At 52.8% G+C, this 16,046-nt stretch carries 16 protein-coding genes and 6 pseudogenes; 2 read left to right on the forward strand and 20 right to left on the reverse strand.

Annotated elements, in window-relative coordinates; all coding sequences use genetic code 11:
• Positions 1-2: 2 nt before the first annotated feature.
• From C3406_RS10435 to C3406_RS10480, 11 genes and pseudogenes are all read right to left on the reverse strand, one after another.
• Positions 3-719 (reverse strand): hypothetical protein, encoded by a 717-nt coding sequence (locus tag C3406_RS10435; RefSeq protein WP_103824453.1) that lies wholly within the window; start codon positions 717-719, stop codon positions 3-5.
• A gap of 142 nt (positions 720-861) precedes the next feature.
• Positions 862-1,503: a metal-binding protein ZinT gene (zinT, locus tag C3406_RS10440; RefSeq protein ID WP_103824454.1), complete on the reverse strand. Its 642-nt coding sequence runs from the start codon at positions 1,501-1,503 to the stop codon at positions 862-864.
• 67 nt (positions 1,504-1,570) lie between these two features.
• Positions 1,571-2,269 (reverse strand): urea ABC transporter ATP-binding subunit UrtE, encoded by a 699-nt coding sequence (gene urtE, locus C3406_RS10445; RefSeq protein WP_103824455.1) that lies wholly within the window; start codon positions 2,267-2,269, stop codon positions 1,571-1,573.
• Positions 2,270-2,278: 9 nt separating this feature from the next.
• Entirely contained in the window at positions 2,279-3,076 is a 798-nt protein-coding gene (gene urtD / locus C3406_RS10450; protein WP_103824456.1) for an urea ABC transporter ATP-binding protein UrtD, read from the reverse strand.
• Complete coding sequence (gene urtC, locus C3406_RS10455) at positions 3,076-4,149, reverse strand: urea ABC transporter permease subunit UrtC (RefSeq protein ID WP_103824457.1); 1,074 nt, start codon at positions 4,147-4,149, stop codon at positions 3,076-3,078. The genes urtD and urtC overlap by 1 nt, the downstream gene beginning before the upstream one ends.
• On the reverse strand, positions 4,149-5,723 hold the full coding sequence (urtB, locus tag C3406_RS10460; RefSeq protein WP_103824458.1) for an urea ABC transporter permease subunit UrtB: 1,575 nt from the start codon (positions 5,721-5,723) through the stop codon (positions 4,149-4,151). Before urtB ends, urtC begins: the two co-directional genes overlap by 1 nt.
• Positions 5,724-5,746: 23 nt before the next feature.
• The gene (gene urtA / locus C3406_RS10465; protein ID WP_103824459.1) at positions 5,747-7,018 is read right to left on the reverse strand and encodes an urea ABC transporter substrate-binding protein; all 1,272 of its coding nucleotides are present in this window, start codon (positions 7,016-7,018) and stop codon (positions 5,747-5,749) included.
• A 203-nt stretch (positions 7,019-7,221) separates the two neighbouring features.
• Positions 7,222-8,325 carry a cobalamin-independent methionine synthase II family protein gene (locus C3406_RS10470; RefSeq protein WP_103179542.1) on the reverse strand — a complete coding sequence of 368 codons (1,104 nt, stop codon included), beginning with the start codon at positions 8,323-8,325 and terminating at the stop codon, positions 7,222-7,224.
• Positions 8,326-8,636: 311 nt separating this feature from the next.
• Positions 8,637-8,960, reverse strand: a complete 324-nt coding sequence (locus C3406_RS10475; RefSeq protein WP_103824460.1) for a hypothetical protein — start codon at positions 8,958-8,960, stop codon at positions 8,637-8,639.
• Between the two features lie 116 nt (positions 8,961-9,076).
• Positions 9,077-9,211, reverse strand: coding sequence for a hypothetical protein (locus C3406_RS26485; protein WP_231604280.1), 135 nt, complete (start codon positions 9,209-9,211; stop codon positions 9,077-9,079).
• A gap of 307 nt (positions 9,212-9,518) precedes the next feature.
• Positions 9,519-9,767, reverse strand: a pseudogene (locus tag C3406_RS10480) (M3 family metallopeptidase); the annotation flags it as partial.
• A gap of 401 nt (positions 9,768-10,168) precedes the next feature.
• Between C3406_RS10480 and C3406_RS26490 the strand changes: the two are divergent.
• Positions 10,169-10,285, forward strand: a pseudogene (locus C3406_RS26490) (DinI-like family protein); the annotation flags it as partial.
• A gap of 330 nt (positions 10,286-10,615) precedes the next feature.
• On the opposite strand, the gene C3406_RS10490 reads toward C3406_RS26490, so the two are convergent.
• The 9 genes and pseudogenes from C3406_RS10490 to C3406_RS10530 form a co-directional block, all read right to left on the reverse strand.
• Entirely contained in the window at positions 10,616-11,551 is a 936-nt protein-coding gene (locus C3406_RS10490) for a tetratricopeptide repeat protein (RefSeq protein ID WP_103824461.1), read from the reverse strand.
• Between the two features lie 594 nt (positions 11,552-12,145).
• Positions 12,146-12,628, reverse strand: a pseudogene (locus tag C3406_RS10500) (DUF1073 domain-containing protein); the annotation flags it as partial.
• 12 nt (positions 12,629-12,640) lie between these two features.
• A pseudogene (locus C3406_RS10505) lies at positions 12,641-13,093 on the reverse strand (terminase); the annotation flags it as partial.
• A gap of 540 nt (positions 13,094-13,633) precedes the next feature.
• Positions 13,634-14,197: a hypothetical protein gene (locus C3406_RS10510; RefSeq protein ID WP_103824462.1), complete on the reverse strand. Its 564-nt coding sequence runs from the start codon at positions 14,195-14,197 to the stop codon at positions 13,634-13,636.
• A 127-nt stretch (positions 14,198-14,324) separates the two neighbouring features.
• Complete coding sequence (locus C3406_RS26160) at positions 14,325-14,501, reverse strand: hypothetical protein (RefSeq protein WP_158250568.1); 177 nt, start codon at positions 14,499-14,501, stop codon at positions 14,325-14,327.
• Positions 14,502-14,612: 111 nt separating this feature from the next.
• Positions 14,613-14,906: an Acb2/Tad1 domain-containing protein gene (locus tag C3406_RS10515; RefSeq protein WP_103824463.1), complete on the reverse strand. Its 294-nt coding sequence runs from the start codon at positions 14,904-14,906 to the stop codon at positions 14,613-14,615.
• 105 nt (positions 14,907-15,011) lie between these two features.
• Positions 15,012-15,224, reverse strand: coding sequence for a hypothetical protein (locus C3406_RS10520; RefSeq protein WP_233210556.1), 213 nt, complete (start codon positions 15,222-15,224; stop codon positions 15,012-15,014).
• Positions 15,163-15,348 (reverse strand): hypothetical protein, encoded by a 186-nt coding sequence (locus C3406_RS26495; RefSeq protein ID WP_103824465.1) that lies wholly within the window; start codon positions 15,346-15,348, stop codon positions 15,163-15,165. Before C3406_RS26495 ends, C3406_RS10520 begins: the two co-directional genes overlap by 62 nt.
• 49 nt (positions 15,349-15,397) lie before the next feature.
• Positions 15,398-15,859, reverse strand: a pseudogene (locus tag C3406_RS10530) (glycoside hydrolase family 108 protein); the annotation flags it as partial.
• Here C3406_RS10530 and C3406_RS26500 point away from each other — a divergent pair.
• Positions 15,857-15,973: pseudogene (locus C3406_RS26500) on the forward strand (integrase); the annotation flags it as partial. The pseudogenes C3406_RS10530 and C3406_RS26500 sit on opposite strands and share 3 nt — an antisense overlap.
• Positions 15,974-16,046 lie beyond the last annotated feature (73 nt).

Genomic DNA, 16,046 nt, shown 5'->3' on the forward strand with positions numbered 1-16,046 from the left:
ATTTACCTCATTAGCCTGACAATTAAATCAACAAGCTCATCATCTGATATAATCATGGGGTTTAGATAGGGGCTACGGGTAATTAATGGCTCGATAATGAAATACATCATTTCAAGTTTACGCGCATAGAGCACTTGATAATAAAATGCATTAAATATCTTAAGATTATCAGCACAAAGCGCTGCTTCATGAACTAAACCATAAACGCTGAGCGAAACTGCTGTAGCTGTTACGCTTCCTTTTAGAATCAGCGATCTGGCTTGACTTAGTCGCCCGTGTACTATGGCATGAAAACTGTAGCTTTGGCAGATCGCAGTTGCCACAGAAATAGTGAGCAACCGGTTCGTCGTGCCTGTTGTTGATAGATAAACACCAGCTTTAACAAGTTTGCGAAGGATATGTTGAATACGCCCTTCTGTTTTATTTTTAAAATGAATTTCTATATACAGTCGAATCATTTCAAAAATAACATCTCGATCTTTATATAACTGGATAAGACCAGAGATAAACCTTGCATCCTCATGCTTAAGTTTCGCACATACATCCTGATAATTCTCTAAAAAGCAAGATATATAATACGATGCACGGGTTACACCACCTTCCATTTGCTTAAGAGTGGAGGTGACGTTATCCTTGACGCCTGCTACCGCCTTATCCAACTTAAGAGCAAGGATTTTATCAGCTTGCACAGAAGTAATGATTGCATCATTGAAATACATACTCCTCCCATCAGTAATTTTTTATTAGCATTACAGGATGAGATATAAGCACACATAACTTGAAGAAAGTATTAATGAATTCCGAAATATTGGTAGGCCGGGTAAGGCGCAGCCGCCACCCGGCACACATATCGCACCGAAATTAATGGTGCAACATCTCCTCAACGACCTGCTCTTTATACATTTCGTTTGGATAGTAGGTTGGCCAGTTGTCCATCTCTTTTAATAACGCCTCGTGGGAGGTGTTGCCCATAAAGATATGGAAATGGCTGGACTGGCGCGGGCCGATAATATGGTCGCTGAACTGGACAAATTTCGGCGCCTGGCTGCTGGCGTCCTTACATTCAAACAGGTAGCGCACCCCTTTTTTACCGGAAGCGTAGGTCAGGATCTTGTAGCCGCTAGAGACATATTCGCAGCTGGCGACGTTTTTCCCGCGATGAAATTCCATCACATTATTTTCGATGCCGATGCTCTCTACGTCGGTGGCGTAACCGGTGCGGTAATAGGCTTTTACCTGATCAAAAGTTTTACTCTTGTCTTTCTCCGCCTTCTTTTTGAATACCGGGTCGAGATCGCCGCTCAGCAGAAACGGATAGACCGACTGCCAGACGCCGTCCCAGTTGGAGAGCGGGCGATCCTTTACATCTTTATCGTCAAACACGCCGTTTGCCGCTTTTTGTTCCGCCTCGGTCATCTGATGTCCATGGGAATGGGCATACAGCTGGCCGCTGACCAGCAGCGCCCCCAGAGTTATTGCAAACTTACCAATATGTCCTGCCAAGATAATATCCTCACTCCGTTTAAGTGAGCGAGGATGTTATAGTATAACATTGCGCAAAACAACCCTGTTAAATTGCGACCAGGCCGCGGACACCCTCCTGCTCCATGTTCTCTCCGCGCCCGCGCTGGATAATGCTTCCCCGGGACATGAGCAGATAACTGTCGGCCAGCTCGGCGGCAAAATCATAGAACTGTTCCACCAGCAGGATCGCCATATCGCCCCGGTTGGCGAGCTGGCGGATCACCTGGCCGATCTCCTTGATCACTGACGGCTGAATCCCCTCCGTCGGCTCATCCAGAATCAGCAGCTGCGGACGACTGGCCAGCGCCCGGCCAATTGCCAGCTGCTGCTGTTGCCCGCCCGAGAGATCGCCGCCCCGGCGCAGCTTCATCTCCTTAAGCACTGGAAACAGCTGCCAGATCTCCTCCGGGACCTGCTTTGCCTCGCGCGCCGGAAAGCGCGATAGCCCGAGCAGCAGATTCTCTTCTACCGTCAGTCGGGGAAAAATGTCCCGCCCCTGCGGCACATAGGCGACACCCGCCTGCACCCGCTGGTGCGGTTTAGCCTGGGTGAGATTTTTGCCCTGCCAGAGGATCTCCCCGTTGCGCGCCGGGATCAGCCCCATCAGACACTTCAGCAGCGTGGTTTTACCTACGCCGTTGCGCCCGAGCAGGCAGGTGACTTCGCCGGGCAGCGCCTCAAAGCTGACCCCGCGCAGGATGTGGCTCCCGCCGTAATACTGATTGAGTTCATTAACCTTTAGCATCCGCGCTCCTTAGCGTCCAAGATAGACTTCAATCACCTGTTCGTTGGCCTGCACGTCTCGCAGCGACCCCTCCGCAAGCACCCGGCCCTGATGGAGCACCGTCACGTGATCGGCAATGGTTTCAACAAAACCCATGTCATGCTCCACCACCATCAGGGAGTGTTTACCCGCCAGGGTGCGGAACAGCTCGGCGGTATACTCGGTTTCGGCGTCGGTCATCCCCGCGGCCGGCTCATCGAGCAGCAGCAGATGCGGCTCCTGCACCAGCAGCATGCCGATCTCCAGAAACTGCTTCTGGCCGTGGGACAGCAACCCCGCCCGGCGATGCCGCTCCCCGCCGAGGCGTAGCAGACTCAGCATCTCGTTGATCCGGTCCCCCTGCTCGCAGCTCAGCCGGGCGCGCAGGCTGGCCCACACTGACTTATCTCCTTTCATCGCCAGCTCAAGGTTTTCCCATACCGTCAGGGCTTCAAACACCGTCGGCTTCTGGAATTTGCGCCCGATGCCCTGGCGGGCAATGGCTATCGGGTCGAGGGTGGTGAGATCGGTCGTCTGATCGTAAATCGCCCGCCCGCTCTGGGGCCGCGTTTTACCGGTGATAACATCCATCAGGGTGGTTTTCCCGGCGCCGTTGGGGCCAATCACGCAGCGCAGCTCCCCCACGCCAATATTGAGCGACAGATCAGTAAGTGCTTTAAACCCGTCAAAGCTGACGTTGATCCCCTCCAGCTGCAACACCGGGTCAGTTTGATCGCGGTAACGATCCCCGGGAAGCTGGCGGGTAAATAACGCTTCGGCTGGCTGCATTATTTATCTCCTTTGCGCAACAGGCCCGTGACCCCGCGCGGTAAAAACAGCGTAACGGCAATAAAGATCAGCCCCAGAAACAGCTGCCAGTACTCCGGCATCACCACGGTAAAGAGGCTTTTCGCGCCGTTGACCAACGCCGCGCCAATTACCGGGCCGATCAGGGTTCCGCGTCCGCCGAGGGCCACCCAGATCGCCGCTTCGATGGAGTTAGTGGGCGACATCTCGCCGGGGTTGATAATGCCCACCTGCGGAACGTAGAGCGCTCCGGCCAATCCGCACAGCACCGCGGACAGGGTCCAGACCAGCAGTTTAAAACCGCGCGGATCGTAGCCGCAGAAGGTGAGCCGGTTTTCCGCATCCCGCACCGCCGTCAGGATGCGGCCAAACCTGCTTTTCGCCAGCGCATAGCCCACCGCCAGCGAGGCGGCCAGCAGCAGTACGGTGGCAATAAACAATCCGATACGCGTGGTGGTGGCGGTCACGGAGAAGCCCAGCAGCGTGGTAAATCCGGTAAACCCGTTGTTGCCGCCAAAGCCCGTTTCATTGCGAAAGAACAGCAGCATCCCGGCGAAGGTCAGCGCCTGAGTCATGATCGAAAAGTAGACCCCCTTAATTTTCGAGCGGAAGGCAAACCAGCCGAACAGCAGTGCCAGCAGGCCGGGCACCATGACGATCAGCACCAGCGCCCAGGCGAAATGCTGGGTGCCCCACCAGTACCAGGGCAATTCGCTCCAGGAGAGGAAGGACATAAACGCCGGTAATCCGTCGCCTGCGGCCTGACGCATCAGGTACATTCCCATGGCGTAGCCGCCGAGGGCAAAAAAGAGACCGTGGCCGAGCGAGAGCATCCCGGCGTAGCCCCACACCAGATCAAGGGCCACGGCAACGATGGCATAGCAGAGGATTTTGCCCACCAGCGTCAACATCCAGGTAGAGACCGCCAACGGATGGGTGGCGGGCAGCAGCGCCAGAAACGGCAGCACCAGCAGTGCGGCGAGGATCAGGGCGCCGAGTATCGGTACGCTGCGCGGCGCTTTCCGCGCCAGGGTTAAGGTCAGTGGCTGGCTCATCAGTCGATTACCCTCCCTTTCAGTGCAAATAACCCCTGAGGGCGCTTCTGAATAAACAGAACGATCGCCACCAGAATCACGATTTTGCCGAGCACGGCACCCATCTGCGGCTCGAGGATCTTATTGAAAATCCCCAGACCAAAGGCGGCCGCCACGCTGCCAGCCAGTTGACCCACACCGCCGAGCACCACCACGAGGAAGGAGTCGATGATGTAACCCTGGCCCAGCTCCGGTCCGACGTTACCCAGCTGCGACAGCGCCACGCCGCCGAGCCCGGCAATTCCCGATCCGAGCCCAAAAGCCAGCATATCGACGCGCCCGGTCGGTACCCCGCAGCAGGCGGCCATGCTGCGGTTCTGCGTTACCGCCCGCACGTTCAGCCCCAGACGGGTTTTGTTGAGGATGAGCCAGGTGAAAAACAGCACCAGCAGCACAAAGCCCAGCACCACCAGCCGGTTCCACGGCAGGATCAGGCTGGCATAGACCTGCACGCCGCCGGAGAGCCATGCCGGGTTCGCCACTTCGAGGTTCTGCGCCCCGAAGAGCATGCGCACCAGCTGGATGAGCATCAGGCTGATACCCCAGGTGGCGAGCAGGGTTTCCAGCGGACGGCCATAGAGATGACGGATCACCGTGCGCTCAAGGGCCATACCTACCGACGCCGTCAGCATGAACGCCACCGGCAGCGCCAACAGCGGATAAAAAGTGAGCCATTGCGGGGTAAACTGCGCCATCGCCTGCTGCACCAGCCAGGTGGCGTAAGCCCCGAGCATCAGCATCTCCCCATGCGCCATATTGATCACCCCGAGCAATCCATAGGTGATCGCCAGCCCGAGCGCGGCCAGCAGCAGAATGGAGCCCAGCGACAGCCCCATAAACGCCTGCCCCAGCAGGTCGCTTATCGTCTGACGATGCTGGATCTGGCGCAGGCTTTCCGCCGCGGCCTCGCGTACTTCACTATCCGGCTCCGTCTGAGCGTGGGTATAGGGCAGCAGGCGGGCCTGCACTTCCGGGTCGCTCGATTCTCCCAGCAGCGTCACCGCCTGCTTGCGCACCGCGGGTTGCGGGCTGGTCAGTTGCAGACTGGCGACGGCGAGGCTCAACACCTCCCGCACCCCATCATCACTTTCACTCGCCAGCTGGCGTTGTAAAAACGGCAGCATCTGCGGCTGGGGATCGCGCTGAAGCTGACGCGCTGCCGCCAGCCTTTCGGTGACACTGTCACCTGTCAACTGATGGGTAGCGAGCGCGGTGGCGGCCAGCACCCTCAGGCGGTTGGTCAGGCGCACCGCTTTAGGTGAGCCCTGCGCCTGAGCCGCATCACTGAGGGGGATTAACCCGCCCGCCTGGCGGGTAAAAGCGTGTTTGTTGTCGTCGACAACAACATTCTCTTGTTTCAGAGCCCGCAGCAGCGGCAGCCTGGACGGATCCGGCGCGGCGGCCCACTGCTCCAGCAGAACGGCCTGCTGGCTGCGGCTGGCGGCAACAAAATTATCGGCGTCCGTTGCCTGCGCCATCCCTGGCAGCAGTCCGGCAAGCCATACGAGAGCGAAGATCGTGCGCATGACGTTCATGGCTTTACCTCTCTGATCCGGATTCAGTTGCTGGCGGTTTTAATCGGCGTGTCGGGTTTTTTGTCGTTTCCGGCGATGAACGGGCTCCACGGCTGGGCGCGTACCGGCGCTTCGGTCTGCCACACCACGTTGAACTGGCCGTTACCCTCGATTTCACCAATCATTACCGGCTTATGCAGATGGTGGTTGGTGGCATCCATGGTCAGGGTGAAGCCCGACGGCGCTTTAAAGGACTGGCCCGCCATGGCGGCACGCACCTTATCCACGTCGGTGGTGCCCGCTTTCTCTACCGCCTGGGCCCACATATGGATGCCTACGTAGGTGGCTTCCATCGGATCGTTGGTCACGACCGTATCGGCGTTTGGCAGCTTCTGCGTTTTCGCCCAGTTTTTGTACGCCGCAACAAAGGTCTGGTTGGCCGGGTTATCCACCGATTCGAAGTAGTTCCACGCTGCCAGGTTACCCACCAGCGGTTTGGTGTCGATGCCGCGCAGCTCCTCTTCCCCTACCGAGAAGGCGACAACCGGTACCTCGGTGGCTTTTACGCCCTGGTTCGCCAGCTCTTTGTAGAACGGTACGTTGGAGTCACCGTTGATGGTGGAGACCACCGCGGTTTTCCCTGCGGCGGAGAATTTCTTGATGCTGGCGACGATGGTCTGGTAATCGCTGTGGCCGAACGGGGTATAGACCTCTTCGATATCTTTATCCTGAACCCCTTTGGAGTGCAGGAAGGCGCGCAGAATTTTGTTGGTGGTGCGCGGGTAGACGTAGTCGGTGCCGAGCAGGAAGAAGCGTTTCGCCGCCCCGCCGTCTTCACTCATCAGGTATTCCACCGCAGGGATAGCCTGCTGGTTAGGTGCCGCGCCTGTGTAGAAGACGTTCGGCGACATCTCTTCCCCTTCGTACTGCACCGGGTAGAACAGCAGACCGTTCAGCTCCTCAAATACCGGCAGGACCGATTTGCGCGACACCGAGGTCCAGCAGCCAAACACCGCCGCCACTTTATCCTGGCTTAACAGCTGACGCGCTTTTTCGGCAAACAGCGGCCAGTTGGAGGCAGGGTCTACTACCACCGGCTCCAGTTTTTTACCCAGCACGCCGCCTTTGGCGTTGATCTCATCGATAGTCATCAACGCCACGTCCTTAAGCGGCGTTTCCGAAATCGCCATCGTTCCGGAGAGGGAGTGCATGATGCCAATTTTAATGGTGTCGGCGGCCTGCACGCTGAAACTCATCCCCATGGCCACCACAGAGGCCGACAAAGCAAAAGCTTTTAACAAGGTACGACGATGCATAATTTTCACTCCTGAAAAGAAACGCTGTGCGAAATCGTCCGTTACGGCGTGGACGCAGAAAAAGCATTCAGGATGAGACAGAGCAAAAAGGATGCCAGAACGAAAAAACTGTGGATTCAGGGGGCTGGGGAGAATTCTGAAAGCAGGCGCGGATCAGGATGGCACAGCGTTGCACTTTATTAATGCAACGCTGTGAGAAGCGGTTACCAGACTTCGCTGGCGATTTGCGTGACCAGACGCACCTTGTCCCACTGTTGCGCTTCGGTCAGGGCGTTCCCCTCTTCGGTGGAGGCAAAGCCGCACTGCGGGCTGAGGCAGATCTGATCTTTCGCGACATACTTCGCTGCCTCTTCCAGACGCGCTTTCACCCCTTCCGGGTTCTCCAGCTCGCCGCTTTTGGTGGTGATCAGACCCAGCACCACCTGCTGCTTGCCCGGACGGATAAAGCGTAACGGGGCAAAGTCGCCGCTGCGATCGTTGTCGTATTCCAGGAAGAAGGCGTCAACATTCACGGTGCCGAAAAGGATCTCCGCCACCGGCTCGTAACCCCCTTCGGAAATCCAGGTCGAGCGGAAGTTGCCGCGGCAGACGTGCAGCCCGATAGTCAGATCGTCCGGCTTGCCTTCCAGCGCCTTGTTCAGCACACGGGCATAGGTACGCGCCAGCTGGTCCGGGTCGTCGCCCCGCTCGCGGATCTGGCGGCGCTGATCGTCGGAGCAGAGATAGGCCCAGACGGTATCGTCCAGCTGCAGATTGCGACAGCCCGCGTCGTAGAACGCGTGGATAGCATCGCGCCAGGTCTGTGCCAGATCGTCGAAATAGACCTCCAGATCAGGGTAGACCGTGGCGTCGATGACCTTACGCCCACCGCGGAAATGCAGCACGCTCGGGCTTGGGATGGTCATCTTAGGTTGTGCATTACCGCTGATGCTCTGCAGATAGCGGAAGTCGTCGAGCATCGGATGGCTGCCGAAGCCCAGTTTGCCGGTGACGCGCACGCCGTGGGCTTTGGTCTGCACGCCGTTAAACTGGATCCCCTGCTCAGATTCGTAGCGCTCCACCCCCTGCAGGCCGTCGAAGAAATCAAAGTGCCACCAGGCGCGACGAAACTCGCCGTCGGTCACCACCTGCAGGCCGCAGGCGCACTGCTGTTCAACCACGTGGCGAATCGCCTCGTCTTCTACTGCACGCAGCTGCTGCGCGTTAATCTCACCGCTGGCAAACTGGATCCGCGCCTGCTTGATGGCGTCGGGTCGTAAGAAACTGCCTACCACATCGGCACGGTACGGGGCGTGTTGTCGCTGCATGCTTTTCTCCTTTAACTGCCGCCAGGTAATTGCCGACAGTGATAATTCATCTCTTGAAGTTTTAGCCTTCTGGATGGCTAAATGTCTAAAAAAGATGTCACAGCGCCGGGCTTACGGCAAACGAGAAAAATTCATTGGTGTTGAAAAAAATTCATGTAGCGGCTGAAAGGCAAAAAAAACCGCCAGAGACTGGCGGTAAATGCTTGCATGGATAGATTTGTATTTTGCTATCTACGGACCCGGCATTCCATACCAGGCTGCGGATCCTCAATAAGCTAGCATGGGGAAGATAAATAAAGACTAAACATGCGCTATAGCTGCGGGATATTTGCCCTTTTCTGGCGCATGGAGCAGGATAAAAGCCAGATAAGGGTGCAGGCAACCACCGGCACCAGCCAGTCGAGCAGGCTGGCGACATTCCAGACCTGCCAGTCAAACCCGCCCCACCACGGCATATTGGCGCGCTTGCCGTGACCAAACAGAGCAATCCAGCGGTATTCAGCCTGAGTCTGTTCCCGGGCGATAAACCACAGCGAACCCAGCGCCCCGCCCGTACCCCACCGATTCCATTTCAGACCGCACAGACACTGGACAAGAAGTGCCGCTAACGCGTGCATAAAAGGGGAAAAATCCATTACGTCTCCTGACCAATATCGTTGCGCGTTATTTTCCACTTTAACGTTTTACCTTTAGACAACATAGCTGTGCACGCTTTACATAAAAAAACCGCCCGAAGGCGGTTATTAAATTTTTATAGCGGTCTCCTGGTGATATCAGGGTCATCCTCGACCAGCGGGTCATTCACATCAGGTGTGTCAGGGATGTCATCATCAGGAAGCGTTTCATCATCAGGAAGAGGATCAACGTAATCTGGACGATCAGTCATAAAACCTCCGTCAAACTTAGTTATGAGAGTCTACCTGGCTTTACCCGGTTTCTGTTTGGATTGGTCGTCTTTGGGGTTCTTTTGTGACTGCTTAGACTGATCTTTGTTCGAACCTTGCTCGTTGGATTTCATTTTGAACTCCTGTTGGCATATGCGGCAAATCGCCACCTTTAAAATATAAGGCATGCTTATGGTTATATCGAGCGAGGCGGGAGGATAAACAAGAGGTTCAACTGAGCTGGCAGATGCATCTTTCAGGTGAAAAAACCGGGCATTGCGCCCGGTTCTGTTTCCAGCCTGAAAAGTCCTACGCGCTTAACCCGCGATTTACCAGCATCGGTTCAATCTGCGGATCGTGCCCACGCCACTGGCGATAAAGTTCAGCTAAATCAGTGCTGTTTCCGCGGGACAAAATCACCTCGCGGAATCTCTGCCCGTTTTCGCGGTTTAGTCCGCCCTCTTCCACAAACCATTGGTAGCCGTCGTCGGCCAGCATTTGGGTCCAGAGCTAGGCGTAATAACCGGCTGCGTAGCCGCCTCCGAAGATATGGGCGAAGCATACTATTCCAGTGGCGTTTTTATTTATTAAAAAAAAAGTTATGTTGCAATCGAAGTGTTGATTTGCACCATTTTAGCTACCAATACAACTCCATACTACTCAGTAAGTTGCATAACGTTTTGGGGAAGAATTTTGCCGAAAAACGGTTTATCCTTGGTCAATTTAGCTCATATTTCAATCAGAACTCTGTTTAAACGGCGGGTATCGCTCCCCATACGATTTAAAGTGCGCACCGCTTTTACACCGGAGAATCATCATCAGCGTCCGAGCGAATGATAAAGTAAGTCACCCTGCCCATTACTTCGACTTCTTCGGCTGCCGCACCCTATATCGCTTCGCCAACTTCCGTGATTAACGCTTTTCCTATGAACTTTGCAAACTGCGTCCGACCGCCGGAAAAATCGATGCAAGCGAACGGATTAAACAGAGATGCCAGCAAAAGCTACCTTGAAAAGCTGAGTCGCATTTTAGAAACGATGTTTGAAGAGATCGATATGTGGATGGTTGCGGATTAGGTCTTTAACTGTATCGCCCACGGTAGGACGTTTTGTACCAGAAGTGGACGCAAGATACACGTCAGCAATAAAAGGTTTGTCTCGCTCCATATTGGTCATGAAGGCGAGCTTCTATTAAAGAAATTTTCTTTGTTCAGGCGTAACGATATTTTCTGAAAAGTAGCCGTAGAGGGGGATTATCTAAGGCTGGAACCGTTTATCACCGGGACAGTGACGGCGATAAACGGGGCGCAGTTAACCGTCTAACAAACTTTACTTCGGAATTTTTGCCAACCTGCAACTCACTGCCCAAATCAGAAGAAAATAAAATCGATTTGTGAGGCTGAAGACTTAGTCTCTGCTGAACATAGGTCTTTTTTCACCGAACAATTTACCGAGGACGAGAGATAAAGACCATATAGCGAAGAAAATAACGGCTGTTTCACTAAATGAAAAGCTCTGACTTATAGCAAATCCAACGAAAACAATACCGAGACCTAAACCTATATATTCATATTTCCTTAACTGTTCATACCTAATCCGAGCTGTGCAGCCGGTGCAAAATTTTTCCCCCCACACGCTTTGCTTTTTGCAGTAAGGACAGGTGACTTTTTTGATGCTGTCTTCGATTCTGTGTTTTTCTTGTACCGCTTCAATTTTCTTTAGCGTTTCAAGAGCCCTTTGGTTGCCATTCTCACCTGCCATGCGAAGATAGTCTTTGCCTTTTTCATAGTCATGACGAGCAATATACATTGCCCCCAATTTTGCCTGGCCATCGCTATCCCCTTGTTGCGCTGACAATGAATAGTATTCGAATGCCTTATTCTCATCTTTGGGCACCCCAAGTCCTTGCTCGTAAAAGTTTCCGAGATTATGTTGGCCAGTGCTATGCCCCTGTTCTGCCGCAAGAGCGTAATATTCCGCAGCTTTTGACTTATCTTTAGGGACCCCAAATCCATTTTCGTGTAGCCACCCCACGTAAACCTGAGTATCCGAGTCGCCCTGATCTAACGGAAATTTGAACCACTCCAGGGCTTTTGAATAGCTAAGAGGGACTCCGTTTCCTGAAGCATATATGTCGCCCAAAAGGTAATGGGCATCTAAACTACCCTGTTCTGCAGCTCTTGTCAGCCACTCGACAGCCTTTTTGCCGTCCTTTTCAACTCCGTCGCCGTCACGGTACATTTTTCCGAGTTTAATTTGGGCGTCAACATCGCCCGAAGAGGCCGATGCATAGACCAGATTACAATCGCGGTCTGAAACTGAATTTGATTTAAGTTCTTCCATTTCTATAACAACCCCCAGAGAATTGCTGCACTATTAATTATCGTTTATATGTTAGTGCGAACCTGCACATTGGCACAATTTAATTTAGGTTAAGCACCGCATGTCCGCTGATAACATTGTCGAAAATATCTTATTCACAATATCATCATTCAGTTTCAGCTTTGAAGATATATGCCTCGAACTATTCAGTTAAAGTCATGTTAAAGCACAAAAAGAGTCGCTACTTCGTATGAAGATTTATCAATCGGTCCTTGAGTTTACAGATATGAGCGGCATCTTAAACCGGAGAGTCATCAGCGTACATGTTGTTTATGAAGAAAGTCACCCTGCCCATTACCTCCACTTCTTCTGCGGCCTCACCTTCGGGCGCCTCGCCATCATCCGTTATTAATGCCCTTCCCTTAACTTTACAAACTGCATTCGCCCGGCGGATAGGATTAGTAGCACCTGCCCCTGAGGTAGTCGGCTGGCCGGCTTGATCAGTGCAAATCCGGATGAAGTTTCCAGAATGCGGGTATCGATGCCAACATTGCAGATAGTTTCCAAGCAGAGCCTGCGCTCTACATAGTCCGTAGCCGGGGATACGAAGCCCATTACTGGGACAAGCTTCGCCAGCGCAGACTTACCGAGTGTCTTCACCAGTTTTACATCGACTGGCTCGCTCCATGACTTGTTGTCTTTCACCTGCAGCAGCAGCGCGGAATAACGGCCAACTATATTGCGGCGATCAGCGTCTTTTACCTTCGACCACAGCTTTTTCATTAATTTGGTGACTTTCTTTTCCCACGAATTGGTCTCTTTCGCCTCTTCCGCTTCATCACCGTCGATGATGACCGGGTAATCCTGCCAGCACCCAACCAGCAAGCGGTGCACAACAGCGAACCCGGCGGCATTGCGGCGATACATGTTGTAGAAGTCACTGAAGGTGATTGTGCGCGGGTAGCCGAATCCCTGATAGAGCGTCAGGCGCTTCGTCTTGCCGCCACCGATGCCGATGGCATTCAAGTAATTCGCTCGCCGCATTTCAGTGGCGAGGTTATTCACAGCCAGCTGAAGGCCGTTATCTTGTTCGCTCACTGGCGATGCTCCTTAGAAGAATACTGCGCCGACCTGCTTGCGGTTGTTCTTCGTCACTGCGAAGTAATGGAAGCCGTCAGCACCGTGTGAAGTAGCGTCATGGAGAGGCTTGTCTTTCCAGCGGCCGCGTTTGTCGCCCCACTCTTTTCGGTAGCCCTCAAGGTGAGAGATATCTTCCGAGCATTTCTTCTCATCGAATACACAACGCGGGAGGATTTCACGCGCCGACTCGATGCCAGTATCGATGCCCGCTTTCGGTACGACTTTGAAATTCAGCGAGTGCATCTAACCGTCAATTTCTTATCCTTTGCACGCCAGCTCTTTGCAGGATTTCACGTTAGCAGCAAACTCGCGGTTCTCGATATCGTGCGGCCCCCAGCGCTCACCGTAGGTGTAGCCCCGGTCTTTCAGCACCTTCATGTAGTGCCGCAAGCCCTCGCCCGAGTTTTCGTAATAGTCGGTAGTCAGGAAGGCGTCGCTTATCAATATGGGGCAGATTCTCTCTGTTTCGATGAATATGACCATTGCTGGCATGCTAATCGCGTCAGTCACATTTTCGTTAGGGTTGCAGCTTGTCCAACGTGTTGGAATTTTAACGTCACACAATTATGGCCGACTAATAAGGAGTCATTCTCGCCTTGCCAATGCGTATTGATATGAATGGACGCTTATTTGAGAGAGAAAAATAAAGGAGATAACCAGCCAGAACTAAAATTGAGAATTAGGGCCGACTACAGAACGAGGAAAGCGTAAGCCTATTAAGTAACACAATAGACAACACATATCTCGAACCAACTAATTATACAGAAGGAAAATACATGGACTATCCCTACATACTTGCAGCAATTATTAACACCCCGGCAGTATACCTGCTTTCAATGTTCGCCCTGAGCCTAATTCATTTCAAGGTTACTGGCGTTCCGTTGTTATGACATTACGATGGGTCTGACCATTGCGATAGTAATCACCAGCCACTGGCAACTACCGGTGGCTGATTACTTAAAATTATATTTGTTTGGAGATCTGCTGATAATGGGTGTTTATTCTTTCCATTAATGAATTATTTACTTTAAAAGTAAAACTTTCGCCAGTGGTTACACTTACTACACACCTGAAGTCTTTAGGGTTTGCACCTTGTTCTTTTAAACCCTCAGCTATCTGTTCGATCCATTTTGAATCATTATCCAAATCAATCCATAAGGTCGCTTGTTCACCATAGTCTAATTTTTGAGGCAATTTCATCGAATACTTAGAAGAGAACGGCTGGAAGAAATTTATGTTTTTCTTGAACACCCAATTAACAGATGTAACCTTTACTGCGTATAGCGACTGATTCGTAATAACAATGGAGACACCATTGTTACGATATGGCCCAATAAAGAAAATCGAGAGGGAAATCTGACAACTAATGCGTACTCTCGGTTTTCTTAAACCCAGATGCAAAGAAACGCATACTGCGAAGAATGTCGCCACCCCAGCAAACCAAGTGCCAACCATTGACCAAAAAGCCCAATCAGCCGCCTCTCTGCTGGCGGTAAGCGCTTCATACGCAATATAATTAGCGTCCATTTTTTGCCTCACCATACTTAGTGAAGCAATTGTAACAAAAAGCTTTATCACAGGCACTCAATCAATGCCTATTGTTTGTACTCATCATGATGGCAAGAAAGAACCCCGGATGTCCGGGGTTGGCTTTTTACTTTTTCGTCACGGGACCAATACTTCCTAAGATGTTTGAGGCCTTCACTTCCTCTTTCCCATCAAGATAGAAAGTAGCGCCCCATTTAACATCCATGAGGCCATACTCTTTAAGCACTCTTTCATTAGCAGCAACCAATTCTCTGATTAATGACTCTCGTTCGATGTTATCCATATAACCTCCTTCACTTAAGTGAGGGGTGACATTAACACCGACGATCTAATCCGCAGAAATTTGTACTTTGCTCCATTATCAAGCCCACCAGCATATGAGCTTTGGAATGGCTTAGCAATCAGCGTCCGGGCGCGCAATAGCCCGAAAATCCCACATACAGGCTTCATGCATTTTAGTGGGCGCGATCGACAAACTACGCAGAGCATCATCAATTTCACGCGCCTGCTCATCGCTCAGCATTGCTGGGCCATTACGGACAGCCAGCAGCTCACCGCGCTCGGTATCGAGCAGGCTGCAAAAATGGCGACTTACCCCTTTCAGGCGGTTCATACGCTCAATGTCGCCAGGTGTTAACGTGCGGTAGCCCTTAATGGTGCTGCCATCCAGCGGTTTTGCTTCGCTCATCAGGTTTCCTCAGTTAGTAATAAGCCCCGCGGATGCGAGGCTGTGTGAATTTCCTATGATTAAAGTCCAGAGGAGAGACTGTGTCAGAGCCTCAGGGATGAGGTTCTATTTCGTCTGACAGTTCACCCGCCACGCCTTGTTATGCGCCAAGATGTCTTTCTTCGTCTGCTTATCCAGCACATCCCAGCCATGCTCGGCGGCTGTGATTGCCTTTACCCAATCACAGCCGATGTCGATGAGCTCAACCTTTGCGGGTTCAGTTTGCGCGCAGCTCACGATCGACATCATCAGGCATATGGCTAACTGTCTGCTGAACATTGCGGGCCTCTTTGGTTACTTCAACACGACGTTCTGCAGCTGCTTTAGTTGCTGCGGCGTTCTCGTCGATTCGCTGCTTATCCGCTTTGGCTTCTGCCTTCTCCCGGCCACGCATGCGTCCCAAGCCACCAGCGCAGCTGTGACGATAAAAGCCTGGATGGTTTTCATTTTGGTCATAGGCTTACGCGCTCCCGGATCAAGCCATAGGCGAATGACTCGTTAGCTGGGCGCTGCTCTGCCAACTCGAGATAACGCTGACCCTGGCTGCAGTTCAGTGCCCGGAGTAATACCATCTTCCCTTCACTGCCGCATTTCGCCAGCAAAGATTTCAGCGCGCTGATGCTGCGCGGGCCAATCCGGCCGTCGGCGATCAGGTCGGGATAGAACTGCTGTTAATTGTTGAATACGTTCAACCAGCGCTGGAACTATTTAACCTGTACCGAAGGCTCCATGTTCACGCCGGTGTCGCAGAGTTCGGCGGCGATGACTGGGGATACAGCTGCAACCTGGTCGAAGCGTGGGCCATCCCAGTAATCAGCCTCGAGGATTTCCAGAACATGCTCGCGGGTCAGGTTGCGCACGTCACCGGTATAACCATGGGCACGGGCCGTCGCCTGGGTAACGCCCCAGTTCGTCTGTATAAAGAACAAGGCATCAACACCCAGCAGTTACTGGGTCACTCATCAGACAGGATGACAGCGCAGTATCATAACGATCGCGGCCTCGACTGGGTGAAAGCGAAGGTGTAGCTACGTGAATAATTGGGCTGTATCCCCTGCAAATTTCGCAGAATTTAAGGATTCATTTTGGGGAGGAATTTTG

Source organism: Leclercia sp. LSNIH8 (assembly GCF_002920195.1).
In the GTDB taxonomy this organism is placed as follows: Bacteria; Pseudomonadota; Gammaproteobacteria; order Enterobacterales; family Enterobacteriaceae; genus Enterobacter.